General features: G+C 37.5%; 18 protein-coding genes. 17 read left to right on the forward strand and 1 reads right to left on the reverse strand.

The genetic code is table 11. The annotated features are described in order from the left end of the window. Nucleotides 1-663: 663 nt before the first annotated feature. The 10 genes from J7I90_RS16090 (at nucleotide 664) to J7I90_RS16135 (ending at nucleotide 12,097) form a co-directional block, all read left to right on the forward strand. Nucleotides 664-1,182 carry a mismatch-specific DNA-glycosylase gene (locus J7I90_RS16090; protein ID WP_214772838.1) on the forward strand — a complete coding sequence of 173 codons (519 nt, stop codon included), beginning with the start codon at nucleotides 664-666 and terminating at the stop codon, nucleotides 1,180-1,182. Nucleotides 1,183-1,922: 740 nt separating this feature from the next. Next, complete coding sequence (locus J7I90_RS16095) at nucleotides 1,923-2,936, forward strand: glycoside hydrolase family 15 protein (RefSeq protein WP_214772839.1); 1,014 nt, start codon at nucleotides 1,923-1,925, stop codon at nucleotides 2,934-2,936. Nucleotides 2,937-3,181: 245 nt separating this feature from the next. After that, entirely contained in the window at nucleotides 3,182-5,122 is a 1,941-nt protein-coding gene (gene glgB / locus J7I90_RS16100; RefSeq protein ID WP_214772840.1) for a 1,4-alpha-glucan branching protein GlgB, read from the forward strand. Then, nucleotides 5,122-6,288: a glucose-1-phosphate adenylyltransferase gene (locus J7I90_RS16105; protein ID WP_251025313.1), complete on the forward strand. Its 1,167-nt coding sequence runs from the start codon at nucleotides 5,122-5,124 to the stop codon at nucleotides 6,286-6,288. The genes glgB and J7I90_RS16105 overlap by 1 nt, the downstream gene beginning before the upstream one ends. Before the next feature lie 17 nt (nucleotides 6,289-6,305). Further along, nucleotides 6,306-7,412, forward strand: a complete 1,107-nt coding sequence (gene glgD, locus J7I90_RS16110; RefSeq protein ID WP_214772841.1) for a glucose-1-phosphate adenylyltransferase subunit GlgD — start codon at nucleotides 6,306-6,308, stop codon at nucleotides 7,410-7,412. Nucleotides 7,413-7,435: 23 nt separating this feature from the next. Further along, nucleotides 7,436-8,875 carry a glycogen synthase GlgA gene (gene glgA, locus J7I90_RS16115; RefSeq protein WP_214772842.1) on the forward strand — a complete coding sequence of 480 codons (1,440 nt, stop codon included), beginning with the start codon at nucleotides 7,436-7,438 and terminating at the stop codon, nucleotides 8,873-8,875. Nucleotides 8,876-8,998: 123 nt separating this feature from the next. Then, nucleotides 8,999-10,504, forward strand: a complete 1,506-nt coding sequence (cls, locus tag J7I90_RS16120) for a cardiolipin synthase (protein WP_214772843.1) — start codon at nucleotides 8,999-9,001, stop codon at nucleotides 10,502-10,504. A 75-nt stretch (nucleotides 10,505-10,579) separates the two neighbouring features. Then, nucleotides 10,580-11,335 carry an exodeoxyribonuclease III gene (locus J7I90_RS16125; protein ID WP_214772844.1) on the forward strand — a complete coding sequence of 252 codons (756 nt, stop codon included), beginning with the start codon at nucleotides 10,580-10,582 and terminating at the stop codon, nucleotides 11,333-11,335. Between the two features lie 63 nt (nucleotides 11,336-11,398). Further along, nucleotides 11,399-11,803: a cytosolic protein gene (locus J7I90_RS16130; RefSeq protein WP_214772845.1), complete on the forward strand. Its 405-nt coding sequence runs from the start codon at nucleotides 11,399-11,401 to the stop codon at nucleotides 11,801-11,803. 15 nt (nucleotides 11,804-11,818) lie between these two features. Further along, the gene (locus J7I90_RS16135) at nucleotides 11,819-12,097 is read left to right on the forward strand and encodes an HNH endonuclease (RefSeq protein ID WP_214772846.1); all 279 of its coding nucleotides are present in this window, start codon (nucleotides 11,819-11,821) and stop codon (nucleotides 12,095-12,097) included. A gap of 43 nt (nucleotides 12,098-12,140) precedes the next feature. On the opposite strand, the gene J7I90_RS16140 is transcribed toward J7I90_RS16135, so the two are convergent. After that, nucleotides 12,141-12,662: a DUF2179 domain-containing protein gene (locus tag J7I90_RS16140; RefSeq protein WP_034306915.1), complete on the reverse strand. Its 522-nt coding sequence runs from the start codon at nucleotides 12,660-12,662 to the stop codon at nucleotides 12,141-12,143. A gap of 242 nt (nucleotides 12,663-12,904) precedes the next feature. On the opposite strand from J7I90_RS16140, the gene J7I90_RS16145 reads away from it, so the two are divergent. From J7I90_RS16145 to J7I90_RS16175, 7 genes are all read left to right on the forward strand, one after another. Next, nucleotides 12,905-13,249, forward strand: a complete 345-nt coding sequence (locus J7I90_RS16145) for an avidin-fold protein (protein ID WP_214772847.1) — start codon at nucleotides 12,905-12,907, stop codon at nucleotides 13,247-13,249. A 27-nt stretch (nucleotides 13,250-13,276) separates the two neighbouring features. Continuing rightward, nucleotides 13,277-13,846: a histidine phosphatase family protein gene (locus J7I90_RS16150; protein WP_214772877.1), complete on the forward strand. Its 570-nt coding sequence runs from the start codon at nucleotides 13,277-13,279 to the stop codon at nucleotides 13,844-13,846. A gap of 69 nt (nucleotides 13,847-13,915) precedes the next feature. Further along, complete coding sequence (locus J7I90_RS16155) at nucleotides 13,916-14,623, forward strand: oxidoreductase (protein WP_214772848.1); 708 nt, start codon at nucleotides 13,916-13,918, stop codon at nucleotides 14,621-14,623. Between the two features lie 852 nt (nucleotides 14,624-15,475). Beyond that, nucleotides 15,476-15,892 carry a BlaI/MecI/CopY family transcriptional regulator gene (locus tag J7I90_RS16160; RefSeq protein WP_048680873.1) on the forward strand — a complete coding sequence of 139 codons (417 nt, stop codon included), beginning with the start codon at nucleotides 15,476-15,478 and terminating at the stop codon, nucleotides 15,890-15,892. A gap of 68 nt (nucleotides 15,893-15,960) precedes the next feature. After that, complete coding sequence (locus J7I90_RS16165; RefSeq protein ID WP_251025327.1) at nucleotides 15,961-16,743, forward strand: M56 family metallopeptidase; 783 nt, start codon at nucleotides 15,961-15,963, stop codon at nucleotides 16,741-16,743. 71 nt (nucleotides 16,744-16,814) lie between these two features. After that, nucleotides 16,815-17,243: a DoxX family protein gene (locus J7I90_RS16170; RefSeq protein ID WP_214772850.1), complete on the forward strand. Its 429-nt coding sequence runs from the start codon at nucleotides 16,815-16,817 to the stop codon at nucleotides 17,241-17,243. Nucleotides 17,244-17,634: 391 nt separating this feature from the next. Next, a complete protein-coding gene (locus J7I90_RS16175; protein ID WP_057277574.1) occupies nucleotides 17,635-18,060 on the forward strand; it encodes a VOC family protein in 426 nt (141 codons plus the stop codon). Nucleotides 18,061-18,543 lie beyond the last annotated feature (483 nt).

Below are 18,543 nucleotides of genomic sequence, written 5' to 3' on the forward strand. Positions count from 1 at the left end.
AGAAGCGAATGTACACAAGAAGCATATTCCGATGCGTAAATAAACTCGTAGGTATGTATGTACCTACGAGTAAAGTCGTTTCCAAATGGAATTCCGACAATAAAGTTGCTGCGGTTTTAATAAAGGATCTTAATCTTATTTAATAGATTCATTACCATTTTTTAAGGTTTCCTAAAAATTGAGAGACTTATCACTCCAATGTTTAATAATTCATAGTACCCCTTACTAAAGTAAGCCATCGGAGAGATTTGAATGATTTTAGAAAAGAAGCAGAATCAATAATTTATAGCTCCTACTGTTAAAATGGTGATTTACACTTTCACAAAATATAATAGGAGGAACTATTTCTTTTACTCTATCGAATTTAAATCCCTGCAAGCTTTGAAAAGCATGCAGGTTTTTGCTTTATGTCGGAACATCGGAAAAATCGGTTATCAATTTATTCCTAGGAAAAAAATCTTTACCAACCCACTGTGGTATCCTTTTCATATCTAGTAGTGTGTCCAGTGAAGGCGAACGTAATGTTTTAGGAGCAAAAGGTCTTCCCTATACAATTTGTCAGGTCTGCACCCATACTATGGAGCCGTCACCATTCAAAAGGTAGTTAAATATTTTTCAGTTTTGTACAATGATTAAATAGCAAATTTGAAAAGGAGTTTTAATATGGAAGGCATCTCTGATCATTTGAAGGAAAATTTGAATATTTTGTTCGTAGGTTTCAATCCAAGCATTCGTTCAGGTGAGACTGGTCATCATTATGCGAATCCAAATAATCGCTTTTGGAAAATCCTCTTCGAGTCCGGGCTGACACCAAGGAAATATGAACCGACTGAAGACTCGTCATTGCTGGATTTAGGTTATGGTTTTACCAATATCGTTTCCAGGCCTACAAAAGGAGCGGACGATATCACTAAAGAAGAGTACATTAAAGGAAGGAAACAATTAAAAAGGAAAATAAAAAAGTATAAACCTAAACTTGTCTGTTTTGTAGGAAAGGGTGTCTATCAGGAATATCGTCAATTACGAAAAATCTCATGGGGGCTGCAAGAAGAAACCACATCCAATGAGACCATGGAATTCGTTGCCCCTTCTTCCAGTGGTTTAGTTAGAATGCCGATAAATGAGATCATCGAAATATATAGTGAGTTGCCCATTCTGCTTGGCCAGCTGAAAAGCAATTGAAGGAACTTCTTAAAACAACGGTGAAATTATACGAGTCAGGATAATGCTGAATGGAAAAGCGGTGGTTTTTCCGAGGTAAGAATTAAGGATTGTTTACCTATTTTATGGGATACCTAAGTATCGGTTTTGCTAACAGGGTCTTCGATAGGAACTTTCATACCATCGGTCCTTTTGCACTGCTTAGTAATATGCAGATTCCTGAATGGGGGGCATCGATTGGCTAAAGCTTGAGCAAGTAGCCTTAATGGCGGCGCTTTTGCACATAGAACAGGTCTTTACACTTTAGGATAATGGGGTGAATTTGGCCGCATCTTTACCAGCTTGCCTGGTTGCCGTTTTCACGAAAAGACTATTGGGTACGGTTATGATTGGCTTGCTTGCCTTGATGAAATTACGAAATTTCTTTTAATAATTACTAAACATTTTAATGATAGGCCGATATAACCAGTAATGGATTTGCCATTACTGGGTTTTTATTTCTCAAGAACCTATTTCATAAACCGCAAACTTTTTGAGTTCGTTCATTACGGTTAGGCAAATGCCGCTTTTTAATGAACATTGGAAGCTTGATTATCAAAAAGGCCAATGATTACATAAACTAGGGTGAATGTACTTCTGAATGGTCGTTTTGGTTAGCAGAAATGAAAGCGCTTCTAATTGAAAAAGCAACAACCAACGTTTAGAAAACGGGAGTCTGTCTACAATGGGAATAAGCAAATAACTATGGAGGTGTTCAATTAATGAATGTTAATGGTGCCCTAGAGGTTCTTGATCGCATGCGGCTTCCTAATGGTGCATATACTGCAAGCATTTCCGATGATTATAATTATGTCTGGATAAGGGATGTCGTTTATACAGTAATACCTTTTATAAATGATCCGTCCAATCGTTACGAAAAAGCATATCATGCTTTATTCGACTTATTTCAAACCTATGAGTGGAAGATAGATATTCATACGGTTCAGAAACCCCAGTTTCTATTTGAACATATCCATGCAAGGTATTCCACTGAGCTTAAAGAACTGCCCGATGAGTGGGGGCATGCCCAAAATGATGCGGTAGGTGCCTTTTTATGGGGTGTCGGTGAAGGATATAGGCATGGTAAAAAGGTGATAAGGAACCAACGTGATTTAGAAATTGTCCAAAAGCTGGTCAATTATTTGGAATGCCTGCAATATTGGCAGTCGGAAGATAACGGGATGTGGGAAGAAAATATAGAAATCCACGCTTCAAGCATAGGTGCATGCGTAGCTGGTTTGAATTCAGTCAAGATGCTGGTAAACGTCAAGGAAGAACTGATTAAAAAGGGAGAAGAAACACTTCGTTTCCTGCTTCCAAGGGAAAGTTATTCAAAAGAGACGGATTTAGCCCTTTTATCGCTGATTTATCCGTATCGGCTGGTAGACCGTGAAATAGCACTTGAAATATTGAAGAACGTCACAGAGAGACTAGAAAGAACAAATGGTTGCATTAGATATGAGAAGGACCTTTATTATAATGACGGCCAAGAAGCGGAATGGTGCTTCGGACTTCCATGGTTGGGCTTATGCTACCTTGAACTTGGCATGATGAACAAAGTTAATGAATATATAGATAAAACAAAAATGATCATTCCGGAAAATTGGGAAGTTCCTGAGTTATATATTGGAGGCAGAAATATACCAAACGGGAATACTCCTTTGGCATGGTCAGTATCATTATCCTATCTATTCTTGACGAAGACTTCCATGATTCGAACTGAACAAATAACATGAAGCATTCATACTGGATACCTTAAAGCTCTTCCCAAAAAAGGGGAGAGCTTTTATTGGTATAATATTTTTTTTACATTAAATGACTATTTTTCGCGAATAAATGTTTTATTTTTTAAAAAAACGGGCATTTATTACAATAACTTCACCTCCATTTGAAGGATTAATATCATTTTCACCGAATATATATAATAACTGGGGAAGGATGGGTAAAATACTATCGAGTTAATACTGATGGAGGGGTTTTATTGAGTACAATTATTGACCAGCTACAAGAGATTTATCCAAGCGATTTCGATTTGTATTTGTTTCATGAAGGCACCCTTTATGAAAGCTATAAAATGCTTGGGGCACACATTGTGACAACATTAGGTAATGAAGGAGTACGCTTCACCGTTTGGGCCCCCCATGCCAAGCAAGTTTCAGTAGTCGGTAATTTTAATAATTGGGACGGAAAAGATCATGTGATGAAACGGATCGAGCGTTCAGGTATCTGGGTGTTGTTCGTACCAGGATTACAAGAAGGGGAACTCTATAAATATGAAATACATACACCCGGAAATAAACGCATCCTAAAAGCCGATCCATATGCCTTTTATTCGGAGGTCAGACCAAATACTGCTTCGGTCATTAAAAGGCTGGATAATTTCGAATGGCAAGATTCGAAGTGGATAGCCGATAGGAAAAAGGAAAATATTTATCAAAAACCCATGTCCATTTATGAAGTGCACCCCGGAACCTGGAAACAGAAAGAAGATGGTGAATTTTATTCGTACCGTGAATTGGCTGATAGATTAGTTGAATATGTGATTGATAATAGTTTTACACATATTGAAATCATGGCCATAATGGAACACCCTTTTGATAAATCGTGGGGATACCAGGTCACGGGTTATTATTCCGTAAACAGTAGGTACGGCTCACCGGAAGATTTTAAATATTTAGTTAACCTTTGCCACCAAAAGGGGATAGGTGTAATCCTTGATTGGGTTCCCGCCCATTTTTGTAAAGATGCGCATGGACTTTCCCGTTTTGATGGTACGCCTCTCTATGAACCAATTGATTACACGAGAGCAGATCGCCCGTTATGGGGGACATACAACTTTGATTTTACTAAACCAGAAGTAATCAGTTTCCTTATATCAAATGTAATGTTTTGGATGGATGAATACCATATTGATGGGGTCCGTGTCGATGCGGTATCGTCAATGGTTTACTTGAATCATGATAATCCATTGCCTGTCAAGCTGAAAAACCAGTTTGGCGGTGAGGAAAACCTGGAAGCCATACAATTTTTACAAAAACTTAACGAAGTGGTTTTCAAGAAATATCCCAATGCATTAATGATGGCTGAAGAAGCGACAGACCGGCCACTTATAACTTCGCCTACCGATATAGGCGGCCTGGGTTTTAATTACAAATGGAATATGGGATGGACTAACGATATCCTTCGTTATATGAAACTTGAAACAAATGAAAGGCCATATCATCATAACCTCTTAACATTTTCATTTTTCTATGCTTTTTCAGAAAATTTCGTCTTGCCCTTTTCCCATGATGAAGTGGTTCATGGCAAGAAGTCATTATTGAATAAAATGCCAGGTGACTATTGGCAGAAGTTCGCAAATTTACGGCTGCTTTTTGGGTATTTCATGACGCATCCTGGAAAGAAGCTTCTATTTATGGGAGGTGAATTTGGTCAATTCATAGAATGGAAAGATGAGGAACAATTGGATTGGCTGCTTTTGGAATATGAATCCCACGAAAAGATGGCATATTACTTCCGTACTCTTCAGGACTTTTATAGCCAAACTTCCTCCCTTTGGAGACTGGATCATGTCCAGGAAGGTTTTGAATGGATCGATCCGAACAATAGTGAACAAAGTATCATCACCTTTATGAGAAAAGGTAAACGCAAAGGCGATTATTGCATTGTTGTCTGTAATTTTTCTGCACAGGCTCATGCTCACTATCAAATAGGTGTACCATCCCAAGGCAAATATATAGAAGTTTTCAGCAGTGATTCAGCAGCTTTCGGAGGATCGGGTCAGATCAATGAAGAACCCATTAATGTCAAAAAGATACCATACCATAATCAACCATACAGCATGGAAATAACTGTACCTCCTTTAGGCATTTCAATTTTCATGAAGCAAACAAAAAAAAGACGGGGGAGAGTGACCGAATAATGGGAGCGAAAAAATGGATAGCAATGTTATTGGCAGGAGGCCAGGGTTCAAGGTTAGGTGAATTGACGATTGGTTTGGCAAAACCAGCTGTTCCCTTTGGCGGTAAATATAGAATCATCGATTTTCCATTAAGTAACTGCACTCATTCTGGTATAGATACTGTTGGGGTACTGACCCAATACCAGCCTTTGATTCTAAATGATTATGTTGGTAATGGCAAAGCTTGGGACCTTGATTTGGATGTTGGCGGAGTTTCCGTACTTCCCCCTTATCAAGGGAAAGAAGGCGGTGAATGGTATAAAGGGACGGCAAATGCAGTTTATCAAAATATCCAATACATTGATAACTATGATCCGGAACATGTACTGATTCTCTCTGGTGACCATATTTATAAGATGGACTACAGTAAGATGCTTGATTATCACATCGAAAAAAATGCAGAGGCAACAATAGCGGTCATTCAAGTGCCGTGGCAGGAAGCAAGTCGTTTCGGAATCATTAATACCAATGATGATGATAAAGTCACACAATTTGACGAAAAACCAAAATATCCTAAAAGTAATCTCGCTTCCATGGGAGTTTACCTTTTCAATTGGAAAACGCTAAGACGGTATTTAATCAATGATGAAAAAGACGAAAATTCTTCCAATGATTTTGGCAGCAACATCATCCCAAAAATGCTTGAAGATCGAAAAAAGCTATATGCCTACCGTTTTAATGATTATTGGAAAGATGTTGGAACGGTCGAAAGCCTTTGGCAGGCACATATGGACTTATTGGAGGATACGCCAAATTTCCAGCTGGATGATCAGCAATGGAAAATTTTCGCCCGCAATGCAAATCATCCGCCGCAATATATATCACCGGATGCCGAGGTCAGTCAGTCACTTATCAATGAAGGATGCATGATACATGGGAACATTGAACATTCGGTTTTATCCTATAATGTACAGGTGGGCTATGGGTCAACCATAAAAGATTCAGTCATCATGCCTAATGTCACGATTGGTGAAAACGTTCATATAGAAAGAAGCATCATAGCCAGTAATTGTGTTATAGAAGATGGGGCCGTAGTTGGCAATTCAGCGGTGACATCCGATATTACCTTAATTGGTGAAAATCAGACCATTATCAATCCAAACAAAAAAAAGATCACTCTTAACTAGAAAAAGGGGAAGATGCTATGGAAAATGTGTTGGGTATTATTAATTTAATCAATGAAAGACAACATTTAAAAGATCTGACTGCTCACCGTAATGTAGCATCTGTGCCATTTGGTGGACGCTACCGTTTGATTGACTTTACTATGTCGAATCTCATTAATGCAGATGTATCAAAAGTAGCCGTTTTTCCAAAAGAAAAGTATCTTTCAGTTATGGATCACCTTGGCTCAGGTAAAGAATGGAACTTGGATCGGCGTTCAGGAGGCTTATACATCTTGCCCCCTATCCATCCGGATGAAACGGTAACAGGCGATATGAAGCAATTCTATGATCATCTCAGCTTTTTCGAACGTGCAGAGGCAGATACTGTCATCATTTCCCCAGGAAGCCATGTATGCAAATTGGATTTTAATGAAGTGCTTGATTATCACAAAAAACATAAAGCGGATATCACGATGGTATATAAGGATTATGTAGGGGAATTGATTGAAAAACCAATCTATCACACCTGCTCGGTAGATTCGGATGAAGACATAACTGACATTAGCTTTTATACCATCCCTAGACCTGGTGACCATGTTTGTCTAGAAACTTTCATCATAAGTAAAACGCTATTGGTGAACTTGATCAAAAGCTGTGTTGCCAGTGGGGAATATGACTTTTTGAAAGACGCTGTGAAAGCAAATCTTCATCGTTTTACCGTAAAAGGCTATAACTTTACTGGTGATATGCCATTCATCCATTCCATTGAAAGCTTTCATGCCAGTAATATGAATTTCCTGAACCCTTCGGTAATCCGTTCTTTCTTCGGGGATACATGGGATGTTTATACGAAAATCAAACATGAGGCACCGACCAAATATTCGAGTTCTTCGAAGGTTACCAATTCATTGATAGCCAACGGTTGTGATATTGAAGGGATTGTCGAAAACAGTATACTCTTCCGTGGTGTAAAGGTGAAAAAGGGTGCGATAGTAAGAAATAGCATCATCATGCAAAAAGGCGTGATTGAAGAAGGAGCCATCGTTGAAAATATCATAACTGATAAAGAAGTGAGAGTTACTAGTGAAAAATCAGTAATTGGTTTAAAACAGCCTACTGTAATAAAAAAAGCGGAAGTAATTTAATAGAGGACAGAGGAGGTGCGGCAATGAATGTTGTATTTGCTGCTTCAGAATGCGCCCCTTTTATAAAAACGGGAGGGCTCGGAGACGTAATAGGCGCGCTCCCGAAAGCGCTGAAAAAACAGGGAGTCCATGTAAGTGTCATCCTACCTAAATACGGGGATCTCCCTAACCAATACAAACAGGAATTGGAACATATGACGAGCATTGAAGTTCCTGTTGGTTGGCGCCAGCAATTTTGTGGCATCGAAAAACTTGTTGCTAACGGAATTACATATTATTTTCTGGATAATGAATATTATTTCAAAAGACATGGTAGTTATGGTTTCTTCGATGATGGCGAAAGGTTCGCCTTCTTTTCCCGTGCCATTTTAGAGGCATTACCCTATTTAGAAGAAAAACCGGATGTTATACACTGCCATGATTGGCAAACGGGCCTTGTCAGCGTTTTGAGGAAAGCCCATTATCATAACCATCCATTCTATCAGGATATTAAAACGATATTTACGATACATAATTTACGCTATCAAGGAGTTTATCCAAAAGCTGTTTTAGCTGAATTACTCGATTTGAGTGAGTTATATTTTAATATCGATGGTCTTGAATTTCATGGGAATGTAAGTTATTTGAAGGCCGGTCTAGCTTTTTCTGACATAGTTACAACTGTCAGCCCAAGTTATGCGGAAGAAATTCAGATTCCTTATTTCGGGGAAAATCTGGATGGATTTTTACGTAAGAGAAATGGTGAACTTAAAGGTATTATCAACGGAATCGATTATGAGGAATATAATCCTGCAGCAGATGAACATCTTGCTGTTCCATTCGATTCTTATGAGGGTAAGATGGAGAATAAACGTCAGCTACAGGAATCGCTGGGTCTTCCTGTCAATGATGACGTCCCGGTTTTATCAATGGTAACGAGGCTTGTTGATCAAAAAGGAATAGATCTTGTACTCCATGTTTTTCATGAAATGATGAACCAAGGAGTTCAATTCATTCTTTTAGGTACGGGTGAAGAGCAATATGAATCGGCATTTCGTCATTTAGCTGACCAATATCCAAATCAGGTTTCAGTCCACACATATTTTGATGAGGGGTTGGCTAGAAGGATATATGCAGGTTCTGATTTATTCCTGATGCCGTCACAATTCGAACCATGTGGTATTGGCCAACTCTTGGCACTGCGGTATGGTACACTGCCTTTAGTGAGGGAAACTGGCGGACTTCGTGATACGGTCATACCGTATAATCAATTTACTGGTGAAGGCAATGGCTTCAGCTTTACGAATTATAATGCACACGATATGCTCCATACAATTGAGCAATCCGTTGGTCTGTACAAATTCCAGCCGAAAAGATGGAGGAAAATGGCCGAAAATGCAATGAAGTTAGACTTCAGTTGGACATCATCCTCATCAAAGTATATGGAGCTGTATGAAAGTTTGATTCCTATCATGAAGGGATAATTGGATAGGTAATACACAAAGCACTTGCGAACATTGTTTTCGTAAGTGTTTTGTTTCTTTTACCATCAAATATGGGTATATGTTATTTATATATAAAATATTGCTGTGTAGGAGAATGAAAAGATGAAAAGAAGAAGGATGGAAATTGTATTTTTATTTATTTTAATTGCTTCCGTTTATATGATCCTGTTCACTCAAGTTAGCTTCGATGTGAAGCTATTTTTTATTGGATTATATATTTTGGTCATGTTTATTACCCTATTTTCACTCATGCTCGAAAATAGATTTGCCCACGAGACACTTTTATGGATGTATGTGCTTTTGTTTTTCCCGGTATTTGGATATGTGTTTTATCTATTTTCAGGTCAGCTCTATTTAAAGGGGTATTTATTCCGAAGTAAAAGGAAAAAAGATCGAGAAGAATGGAAGAGTCTTGTTACACAGGTATCCTCTCCAGATTTATCGTTCCTGAATGATCATCAGCAATCTTTCGCAGCTTTTGCCAAAAATGCATCTGAGACCACCATTAGTACATCATCGAAAACGGAAGTATTGAAAAATGGCAACGAAACGTTTACAGAAATCATAAGACAGTTAAAAAAAGCTGAGAAATTCATCCATATCGAATACTATATTTTTCGTTCCGACAGGCTTGGTACTGAAATTATAGATATCCTTATTGAAAAAGCAAAAAATGGTGTGGAGGTTTTATTCATTTTTGATGCGGCAGGAAGCTTAAGCCTATCAAATAATGAAGTTAAACGGATGAAAAATGCAGGAATTAAAGCCTATCCCTTTTCGCCATTGAAACACGGTTTTTTCAATCAAAAATTTAATTTTAGGAATCACCGCAAAATCATCATCATAGATGGGGAAGTTGGCTTTGTGGGAGGTTTAAACGTAGGAGAGGAATATTTAGGCCGAAATAAAAGCATTGGTTTTTGGAGAGATACACATATGGTCCTTAAGGGTGAAGCGGTATATATGCTTCATACCGTTTTCCTTTTGGATTGGGAATATGTCAGCGGTGAAGATGTATTGCAAGGACGTCCAGAATTCACGAATAAAGTGGTACAAGGGGATGGAGCTGTCCAGGTGGTAGCAAGCGGACCTGATACACAACAGGGGATCATGAGTGATTTTTACTATTCACTTATCACGAACGCCACAAAATCAATCTGGATTGCAAGTCCATACTTTGTACCAAATCAAGCGATTAAAGCAGCAATTAAACATGCCGCAATTAAGGGGATACAAGTTAGGGTTATGGTTCCGGCAGTAAATGATGGGTTTTTAACCCAATACGGCAGTCGCTCCTATTTCGGTGAGCTGCTTCAATTCGGCGTAGAGGTTTACTCGTACAAAAAAGGTTTTCTACATCAGAAACTTATTATCGTAGATGGTGATATGGCTTCCATAGGAACCGCAAATATGGATATGAGGAGTCTCCATCTGAATTTTGAAGTGAATGTCTTTCTTATGGGCAGCAGCACCATTGAAGATCTCATCACTCATTACAAAGAGGATATGATGGATAGTGAAAAACTAGATCCTATCGGGTATAACAATCGTGGTTTTCTGGAACGTTCAAAAGAATCATTTGCCAGATTGTTTTCGAATGTACTCTAATGGGAAAAAAAGCAGATAAATAGTATAGTAGAAATGTAAAGAAATTAATTGGCCATAAGGAGAATATTAGAGAATATGAAATTGGTTTCCTGGAATGTAAATGGAATTAGGGCTTGTGTTAAAAAAGGATTTTTAGATTACTTTAAAGATGTGGATGCAGATATTTTCTGCCTTCAAGAAACAAAGCTTCAAGAAGGTCAGATTTCACTTGAGTTGGAAGGGTACCATCAATATTGGAATTATGCACTGAAAAAAGGATATTCAGGTACAGCCATTTTCACGAAAGAAAAACCGCTTTCTGTGAAATATGGTGTAGGAGAGCTGGATGAGGAGCCGGAAGGCAGGATCATAACACTGGAATTCGAGAGTTTTTATATGGTGAATGTTTATACCCCAAATGCAAAAAGGGATTTATCCAGACTGGATTACCGTCTCGAATGGGAAGATGAGATGATAAAATATCTTAAGGAATTGGACTTGGTGAAGCCGGTTATCTTTTGTGGCGACCTGAATGTCGCACATCAGGAAATCGACTTAAAAAACCCAAAAACCAATGTAGGGAATTCTGGTTTTACAAATGAAGAACGTGGAAAGATGACTGAATTACTTGATTCAGGGTTTATCGATACATTTCGCCATTTTTATCCAGACCAGGAAGGCTCCTATACTTGGTGGTCATATATGGCAAAAGTCAGGGAGCGGAATATTGGGTGGAGAATCGACTATTTCATTGTTTCAAAACGTCTGGAGGAATCTTTAATAGAGGCAAACATTCACTGCGATGTCATGGGCAGCGATCATTGCCCGGTCGTTTTGGAAACAAACCTCTAAATGGAATAAATTCGGTTAAATGGGGATACTAATGGTTATCCATATTCAACAGGAGGTTTGATTATGAACACATTTATCGTGGGCTTTCATCAAGAAGATAATGTAGACAGCATGCAAGTGCAAAAATTGACGTCGGCTGAGTTTGAAAAAGCAACATCACGCGGATTTCGCAGATTATTTGAACTGGATACAAATATCGGTTATTTCGTATTTTTTGATGCTGAAGATGATGAGGGTGATTTATCCCATCTAGTTTTACAGTATGAAGAAGATAATCAAGATCCAAGTGATTGTTACTCCTTTACTAAAAATGATTTTTATGAATTCATGGCACTTTATTTACAAGGGATGGATGAAGTGGAAGTGGAAGATGATGAAGATGATGACAATGAAGAGTACGGACCAATCCATCATCTTGCCCATTTGATGTTTCATATTGTTGAAGAAGGAAAATCCGTAAAGCCATAATGGCCGAGTAATGAAATGATAGGTACTTGTGAGCTTTGTGACAGGGATGGGATAGAACTGACCATCCATCATTTAACACCTAGAGAATTAGGCGGAAGCCATTTACCGATAGCCTATCTCTGTAAATCTTGCCACAAACAGATCCACGCACTGTATTCAAACCGAGAACTGGCCATCCGACTAAATACCGTGCTTTTGTTAAAAGATGATGAAGCATTAAAAAAATATTTAAAGTGGATTAAAAAACAACCGGTAACGAGGGCAGTGAGAATTAGAAAATCAAAAACGAAATAAAGCAAAAGCCCATCTTAATAAGATGGGCTTTTGCTTTTCATTTTCAGCTTGCTTTATTTTTCAACCGATCCAATAAAAATCCACCTTTAAAATAACGTGGTTCATATGAAATGATGAAAGCCTTAGGTTCAAACTTTTCAACGGTTGCTATCAATTCTTGTTCCCGATTGCGTTTGGTCAAGATTTCCATACGATAACGGTTGCTGTCCCTGCCCTCGCCCGTATAAAGAGTTACACCAAAACCGTTGTTCCTCAATGTATCTACTAAATGTTCATTTTTGGTTTGAGTATTAACGGTTACATTAATAAAACCGATGGCAAGTTTTTGCTCAATTTTCGTACCAAAAATTATTCCGATTCCAAAACCGACTGCATATACAACCATGGCGAGTATGCTTTGGTCACCGCCAAATACGAGGGATAATCCAAAAACGTATATTAACATTTCTGCGATACCCAGAATCGAGGCAAGTATGGTAATATTTTTTACTAAGAAAATGGTTCGCAATGTGTAAATCGGAACATAAATAAGTTGTAATAGTAGAATCAGAAGTATTTCTTTCACTTGAGCACCTCACCAAAATCTTCCAGTTTAATTAGACGTTTCAAATTGGGGATTGTTCATTCCATAAGTAACATCTTCCCTAATATAACCACATCATAATAGGGGAATTCAATGGGGAATATTATGTATTTTTTGTGTCATTTCCATGGACACAGAATTAAAAATCCTATAAGATTTTTCAATATTCTTTTTTTAATTAATTTGGTATCATTATCCTTATAAATTCATATGGGGGAATGATGATGTTTAATTATGATGGACGGATATTCAAAGCTAAAATCAATTCTGAAAATGGAGAAGTATCAGGAAATACTACCTTCCACTATTCACAAGACGGCTCAATTCTTTCAGCAAGTTATCAGGGGGGAGAGATTGTTAAAGGGACTTTAATAGGGCTGGTCAATCTGGATGGAACTCTGGAATTCAGGTATAATCATATCAATGAAAAAGGGGAAATTAGAGGAGGCAGCTGTTTTTCCACCCCTGAAATGCTGCCTGATGGAAGGTTGCGCTTGCATGAAAAGTGGAAATGGTCAGATCTTGAACGGACTGAAGGACATTCCATCATTGAAGAAGTGAGAAAATAACAAACTACTTAGAGGGGTTTGAGGACAATTACTACTATTTGTTTAGTGCGGCATGGTCAAACAGATTGGAATGCACTAGGAAAGCTGCAAGGGCAGACTGATATTCCTTTAAATGAACTTGGAAAGATACAGGCACGGCAATGTGGTGAATTTTTGTCAAAAGATGATTGGGATGTAATTATTACAAGCCCCCTGAAGAGGGCAAGGGAGACGGCGGATATCATTTCGCACTATATTGAAGTACCGGTTATTGAAAAAATGGAATTCATTGAAAAGAATTTTGGCGTCGCTGAAGGAATGACCGCAGCGGAAAGGAAGTCTGCATTCAGGGATAAAGATTATCCTGGTCAGGAAAATCATGAATCTCTACGAAACAGGCTGATGAATGGGCTCCAGGAAATTCAGAAGGAGTATCCTGAGAAGAAAGTTATCCTTGTTGCACATGGAGCCGTCATTCATTTTATTTTACGCTTGATGTCAAATGAGTCAATCGTATCCAACGAAATGCGCTTGTTCAATGCATGTTTGAGTACGATTAGATTCGAAGTTGATTCCTGGATAATTGATGATTTCAATCAAGTGAATCATTTATCTTAGTCCTATTAAGATAGGTTGGATAAAAAGGAAATGGTTGATTGAAAAGCTAATTATAGAAAGAAGGAAATCATGACTAATAAGAAGGCATTGATTTTAGGCGCTACAGGTATGGTAGGCACCCAGTTGGTTAAAGAGCTAGGCAAAAGCAAAATCTATAGTGAAATCCATTTGCTGACAAGAAGGGCACTGAAACTCGCCAATCCCAAATGCATAGGACATGTTGTGGATTTCGATAATTTATCCAAGTATGCCGATTTGTTCAAAGTCACCGATGTGTTCATTTGTTTGGGTACAACTATTAAAAAGGCTAAATCGAAAGAGGCATTTCGTAAAGTGGATTATGACTATGTAATTGAAGCAGCTAGATTGGCAAAGACATCCAATGTTGAAAAAATACTCGTCATTACGGCCATGGGTGCCAATTCCAAATCAAAGTTCTTCTACAGCCGTGTTAAAGGTGAGGTGGAAGATACACTACAACATCTGGCATTGAATACTGTACATATTTTCCGTCCTTCCTTACTTCTTGGAGAACGAAAGGAATTCAGGGCAGGTGAAAAGATTTCTGGGCTGCTAAGTACTTTTGCAAAATTTGTCTTTGTAGGCCTTTTACGTCCATATCGTGCAATAGAAGCAAACAAAGTAGCTGCTGCAATGTACGTTGCAGCCCAAACGACGGCAAAAGGATATCATTTTTATGATTCTGCTGAAATAGAGGAACTTGCACAAAGAGTTACGATTAATAGTGATCATCCGGATAAAATAATAAAAAAATAGATGCAAGTTTCCTATAAAAATGAAGGTTTGGGAAGACCATGCCGACGATATACTGAAAACGAGCCCAAATAGGCTCGTTTTTAAATTCCTAGACAAATTTTAATCCCCCTTAAAAGTAAAAAAAGGAAGTGGAGTGTAAGAAAGGTGGAGAACCAGAAGGTCTTGGTAATAAACAATGCCAAAAGGTTTTTAGTTGTTTCTATAGCTGAGTTAGCTTTTTTGTACTTAACTTTAAAAAATCTTCTGAAATTGCTTCTTGTTTAGTGCTATTCGACTGCTACCGGTTTTGCTACTAATCGTCATAATAATGTCCAATGCACTTTTCTCATCTGTTAGTACGATTGAATCTGTATTAGCTGTTGCAATGATATGCAATTCGCTTCCGTCGTTTTTATAATCATCTTCACTCCTCCATTCAAATTTATGTATATATTTCTTATCATTTAAATAAAGGCTGCTTCAGCAACCTTTATTCATGCTCCATCACCGGGCACTATAATTGAAGCAATAGTACAGTGTGTTCCTTTCAGCTGGTTATCTAAGTAATGAAGCCCTAGACAAAATTGACTTCCTTTTACATTTATAAATTTGAGGAAATGGAGGACAAAGGATTACTATTAATTATTGAAACGTGCCTGTAAAAGGCTCGTTTTAGAGTGTATCAAACTCGAATAAAAGCCAGTTTATCTACATTTTTTTATTTATAAACGTTTCAGTTGATTGGAACGGAAGGTAGGAGACTCCTGAGGTGAAAATAAGTACCTGGAGTGGAAATCAACGTTCAAATCTTCCGGATGAAACTTGATTGTAACAGTGATTTCCACTACAATTTGTAGTGAGAGGTGGAAAAGGATGAATATTAAAAATTTTAAATATGATGAAGTTGGACTGAATCGTTTCTTTGGTCCATTGGAAGCAAATATCATGGAATATTTATGGGATAAAGATGAACAAAGCATTAAAGCGGTTCAACAATCATTGGAACTTGACAAACCTATCAATTTCAACACAGTAATGACCGTCATGAATCGTTTAGTCGAAAAAGGCATTCTTGAAAAGAGGTCTGAAGGAAGGCTTTCATTATTTCGCCCGGTGCAGTCCAAAGAGGAGTTTTTTGAAGAGCAGTCAAAGAAACTGACTGAGAACTTGCTGGATGAATTTGGTGGAGCGGTCATAAGCCATATGCTGGATGCCATGAAAGACGCTGACCAAGGTTTAATTGAAAAATTGGAACAAAAAATTCAATCGTTAAAAAAGGATAAATTATAATGTGGAAGAAAAAGTCTTATTTTGTAATAAGCCTGAGTCTTTTAATTGCCTGTGTAGTATGGTGCCAAATGGGAGCTTTTTTAGTACACATCTTTTTTGGTGTGAATATTAAAGCTAATTTCTTTAAATTTTGTTTTAGTTTATTCAAGGAAGATTCAGTATACTACTTTGTGGTCATCACACTGCTCAGTATAATAATATCCTATAGTATATTAAGCAGCTTATTCAAAATTGCTGAGCAATTTTTCTTATCCAGAAGGTTTAAACAAAAGCTTTTTCTTTCAAAAAACGTTGATATGACAAGGAATGTAAATGAAACATTCAATCGGGACAACAATGATATCTTGGTTGTGAACGCTGAACAGCCTCTTGCGTTTACGCTTGGTTTCAGGCGGCCTTTCATTGTGTTCAGCACGGCTTTAATTCAATTACTGGACTTTGATGAACTAGAAGCGGTAGTGGAGCATGAAGCTTTTCACCAAAAGAAATATGATCCACTGGTCATCTTTATTTTACAGTTGATTTCAAATGCGTTATGGTTTGTCCCACTGACAAAATGGTGTCATAAAAATTACAAAATAATAAGTGAATTATCAGCCGACGAAAATGCGATTCATAAAATGGGGACTGAATTAGGAATAAGTGCCGCTTTATTGAAGTTAATTAAACATGGGTGCACTGATAAATCCTCTCCTGTCCTTGTTTATTTCTCGAATGAATCAGTTAACTATAGACTACAGCAATTAATTGATCCCCATAAAACGATTCCTTTAAGGGCTGAAACTACCACGATTTTTGTTTCCATTTATGTTTTGGTTATCCTTATAGGAATGACGATAGTGATTGTCTGATGACTTTCACTTGATTTTTTTACCACTTTACACTACACTTTGTAGTGTTAAATAAAAAAAGGAGATGTGTCATGAATAAACAAGAAATCGGTACCTTTTTATTAAGAGTTATGTTGGGAATTTCTTTTTTCTTGCATGGTTTGTCAAAATTCAAAGGTGGATTGGAAAACACTTCAGGGTGGTTTCAAAGTATAGGCATTCCGGGATTCATGGCCTATGTAGTCGGTATGATTGAATTGGTTGGAGGAATTGCTTTAATAATAGGCCTTGGAACAAGAATAATTTCTGCGCTACTTGTATTCATCATGGCTGGTGCAATTGTTTATGTGAAATTCCCAGCAGGTTTTATGGGGAATGGAGAAGGCTCAGGGTATGAACTGGATCTAGTTCTTATGATTATTGCCCTTCACTTGGTATTGAATGGAAGCCGCTTCCTGTCTATAGACTCTAAGTTACCAAAACTTAAAAAAACACAGGATTCCGAAATGATAGCAGGTTAATAACATTAAGCGACATTACAAAAATTCAAACACTTTTTAAGCAGTCTTGAGGCATGATCCCGTTAATCTACTAGGGTCATGCCTTTTACATTTCACCTATTCTTATTTGAAATGCTTCATGATTTGAAAGCCACTAATAAAAGAAGTTTTCCATGACTGCTATAACGTGACATACTTTGACAATACATCAAGAACCTTGGAATTTTCAATTCAACATTTAAAAAAATTTGATAGTTTTCAGTAAATTTCTGTTGACGAACGCATGTTCTGTGTTATAAAATTCAATCATGGGTAATAATGGTATAGTGATTATTGCCATTGACAGTTCAAAAGCAAGCTTGGAAATTTCCCAAGCTTAGTAAAAAATCAGAGCAAAAGGAGTTATTAAATTATGACCATGCGATTATCTCCATATTTAATGATGAACGGAAATGCGAAGGAGGCGATCCAATTTTATGAAAAAGCATTGGATGCAAAAGTCCTCTTTAATCAAACTTTTGGAGAAATGCCAGAAAATCCTGAATTTCCTCTGCCAGAAGAAGCAAAGGATCTTGTTGCACACGCAATGTTAAAGGTTGGGGAAACGGACTTCATGTTTTCGGATACGTTTCCAGGTCAAACCAGTCAATCTGGAGATCAAGTCACGATCTGCATTTCAATTAACGAAATTGAAAAATCAAAACGGATCTTTGAAACTTTGTCGCAAGGTGGAGAAGTGAAAATGCCTCTACAGGAAGCTTTTTTCAGCCCTGCTTATGGGATTGTAACAGACAAATTCGGTGTAACCTTTCAAATTTATACAGAGGGTGAAAAATAAATTTTTCTAGTTAAAAATAGAAGCTGTGTTGGTGAATAGTTGCAGCTGTAATTTGTGAATAAAAAAATCTCGATTTCTCGCTAATATCACTGAGAGATAGGGATTTTTTTACTATGACCCTTATCTCATTTCATAGGGCATCAAAAGACCCCCATGGTAGCTTATAAGATAACATCACGTTTATATCTTATGTAGTCGCCCATTCTCACTGTCCCTGGTTTCTGGATCCTATCTGAATGTATATATTCCAATTAACTCCACTATTGATATCATGATTACGTAGTTACTGAAAACTTTTTCTTCCACACTTTTAAATTTGATACATTATCGTTATCTCCCTGTGATATTCGTCATATATTCTTCATCAATTTGTTCTTTGTTTAGAAAATGGCTATGCTATTATTTAAAACATTGACATACAAATCAGGCTCCTTATTTGTAAAATTCTCCATTTTTAAAGGTACTATCATATCATTCAAGTAA

The sequence above is a fragment of the Bacillus sp. ISL-57 genome, from assembly GCF_018613135.1.
Lineage (GTDB): Bacteria > Bacillota > Bacilli > Bacillales > DSM-1321 > Peribacillus > Peribacillus frigoritolerans.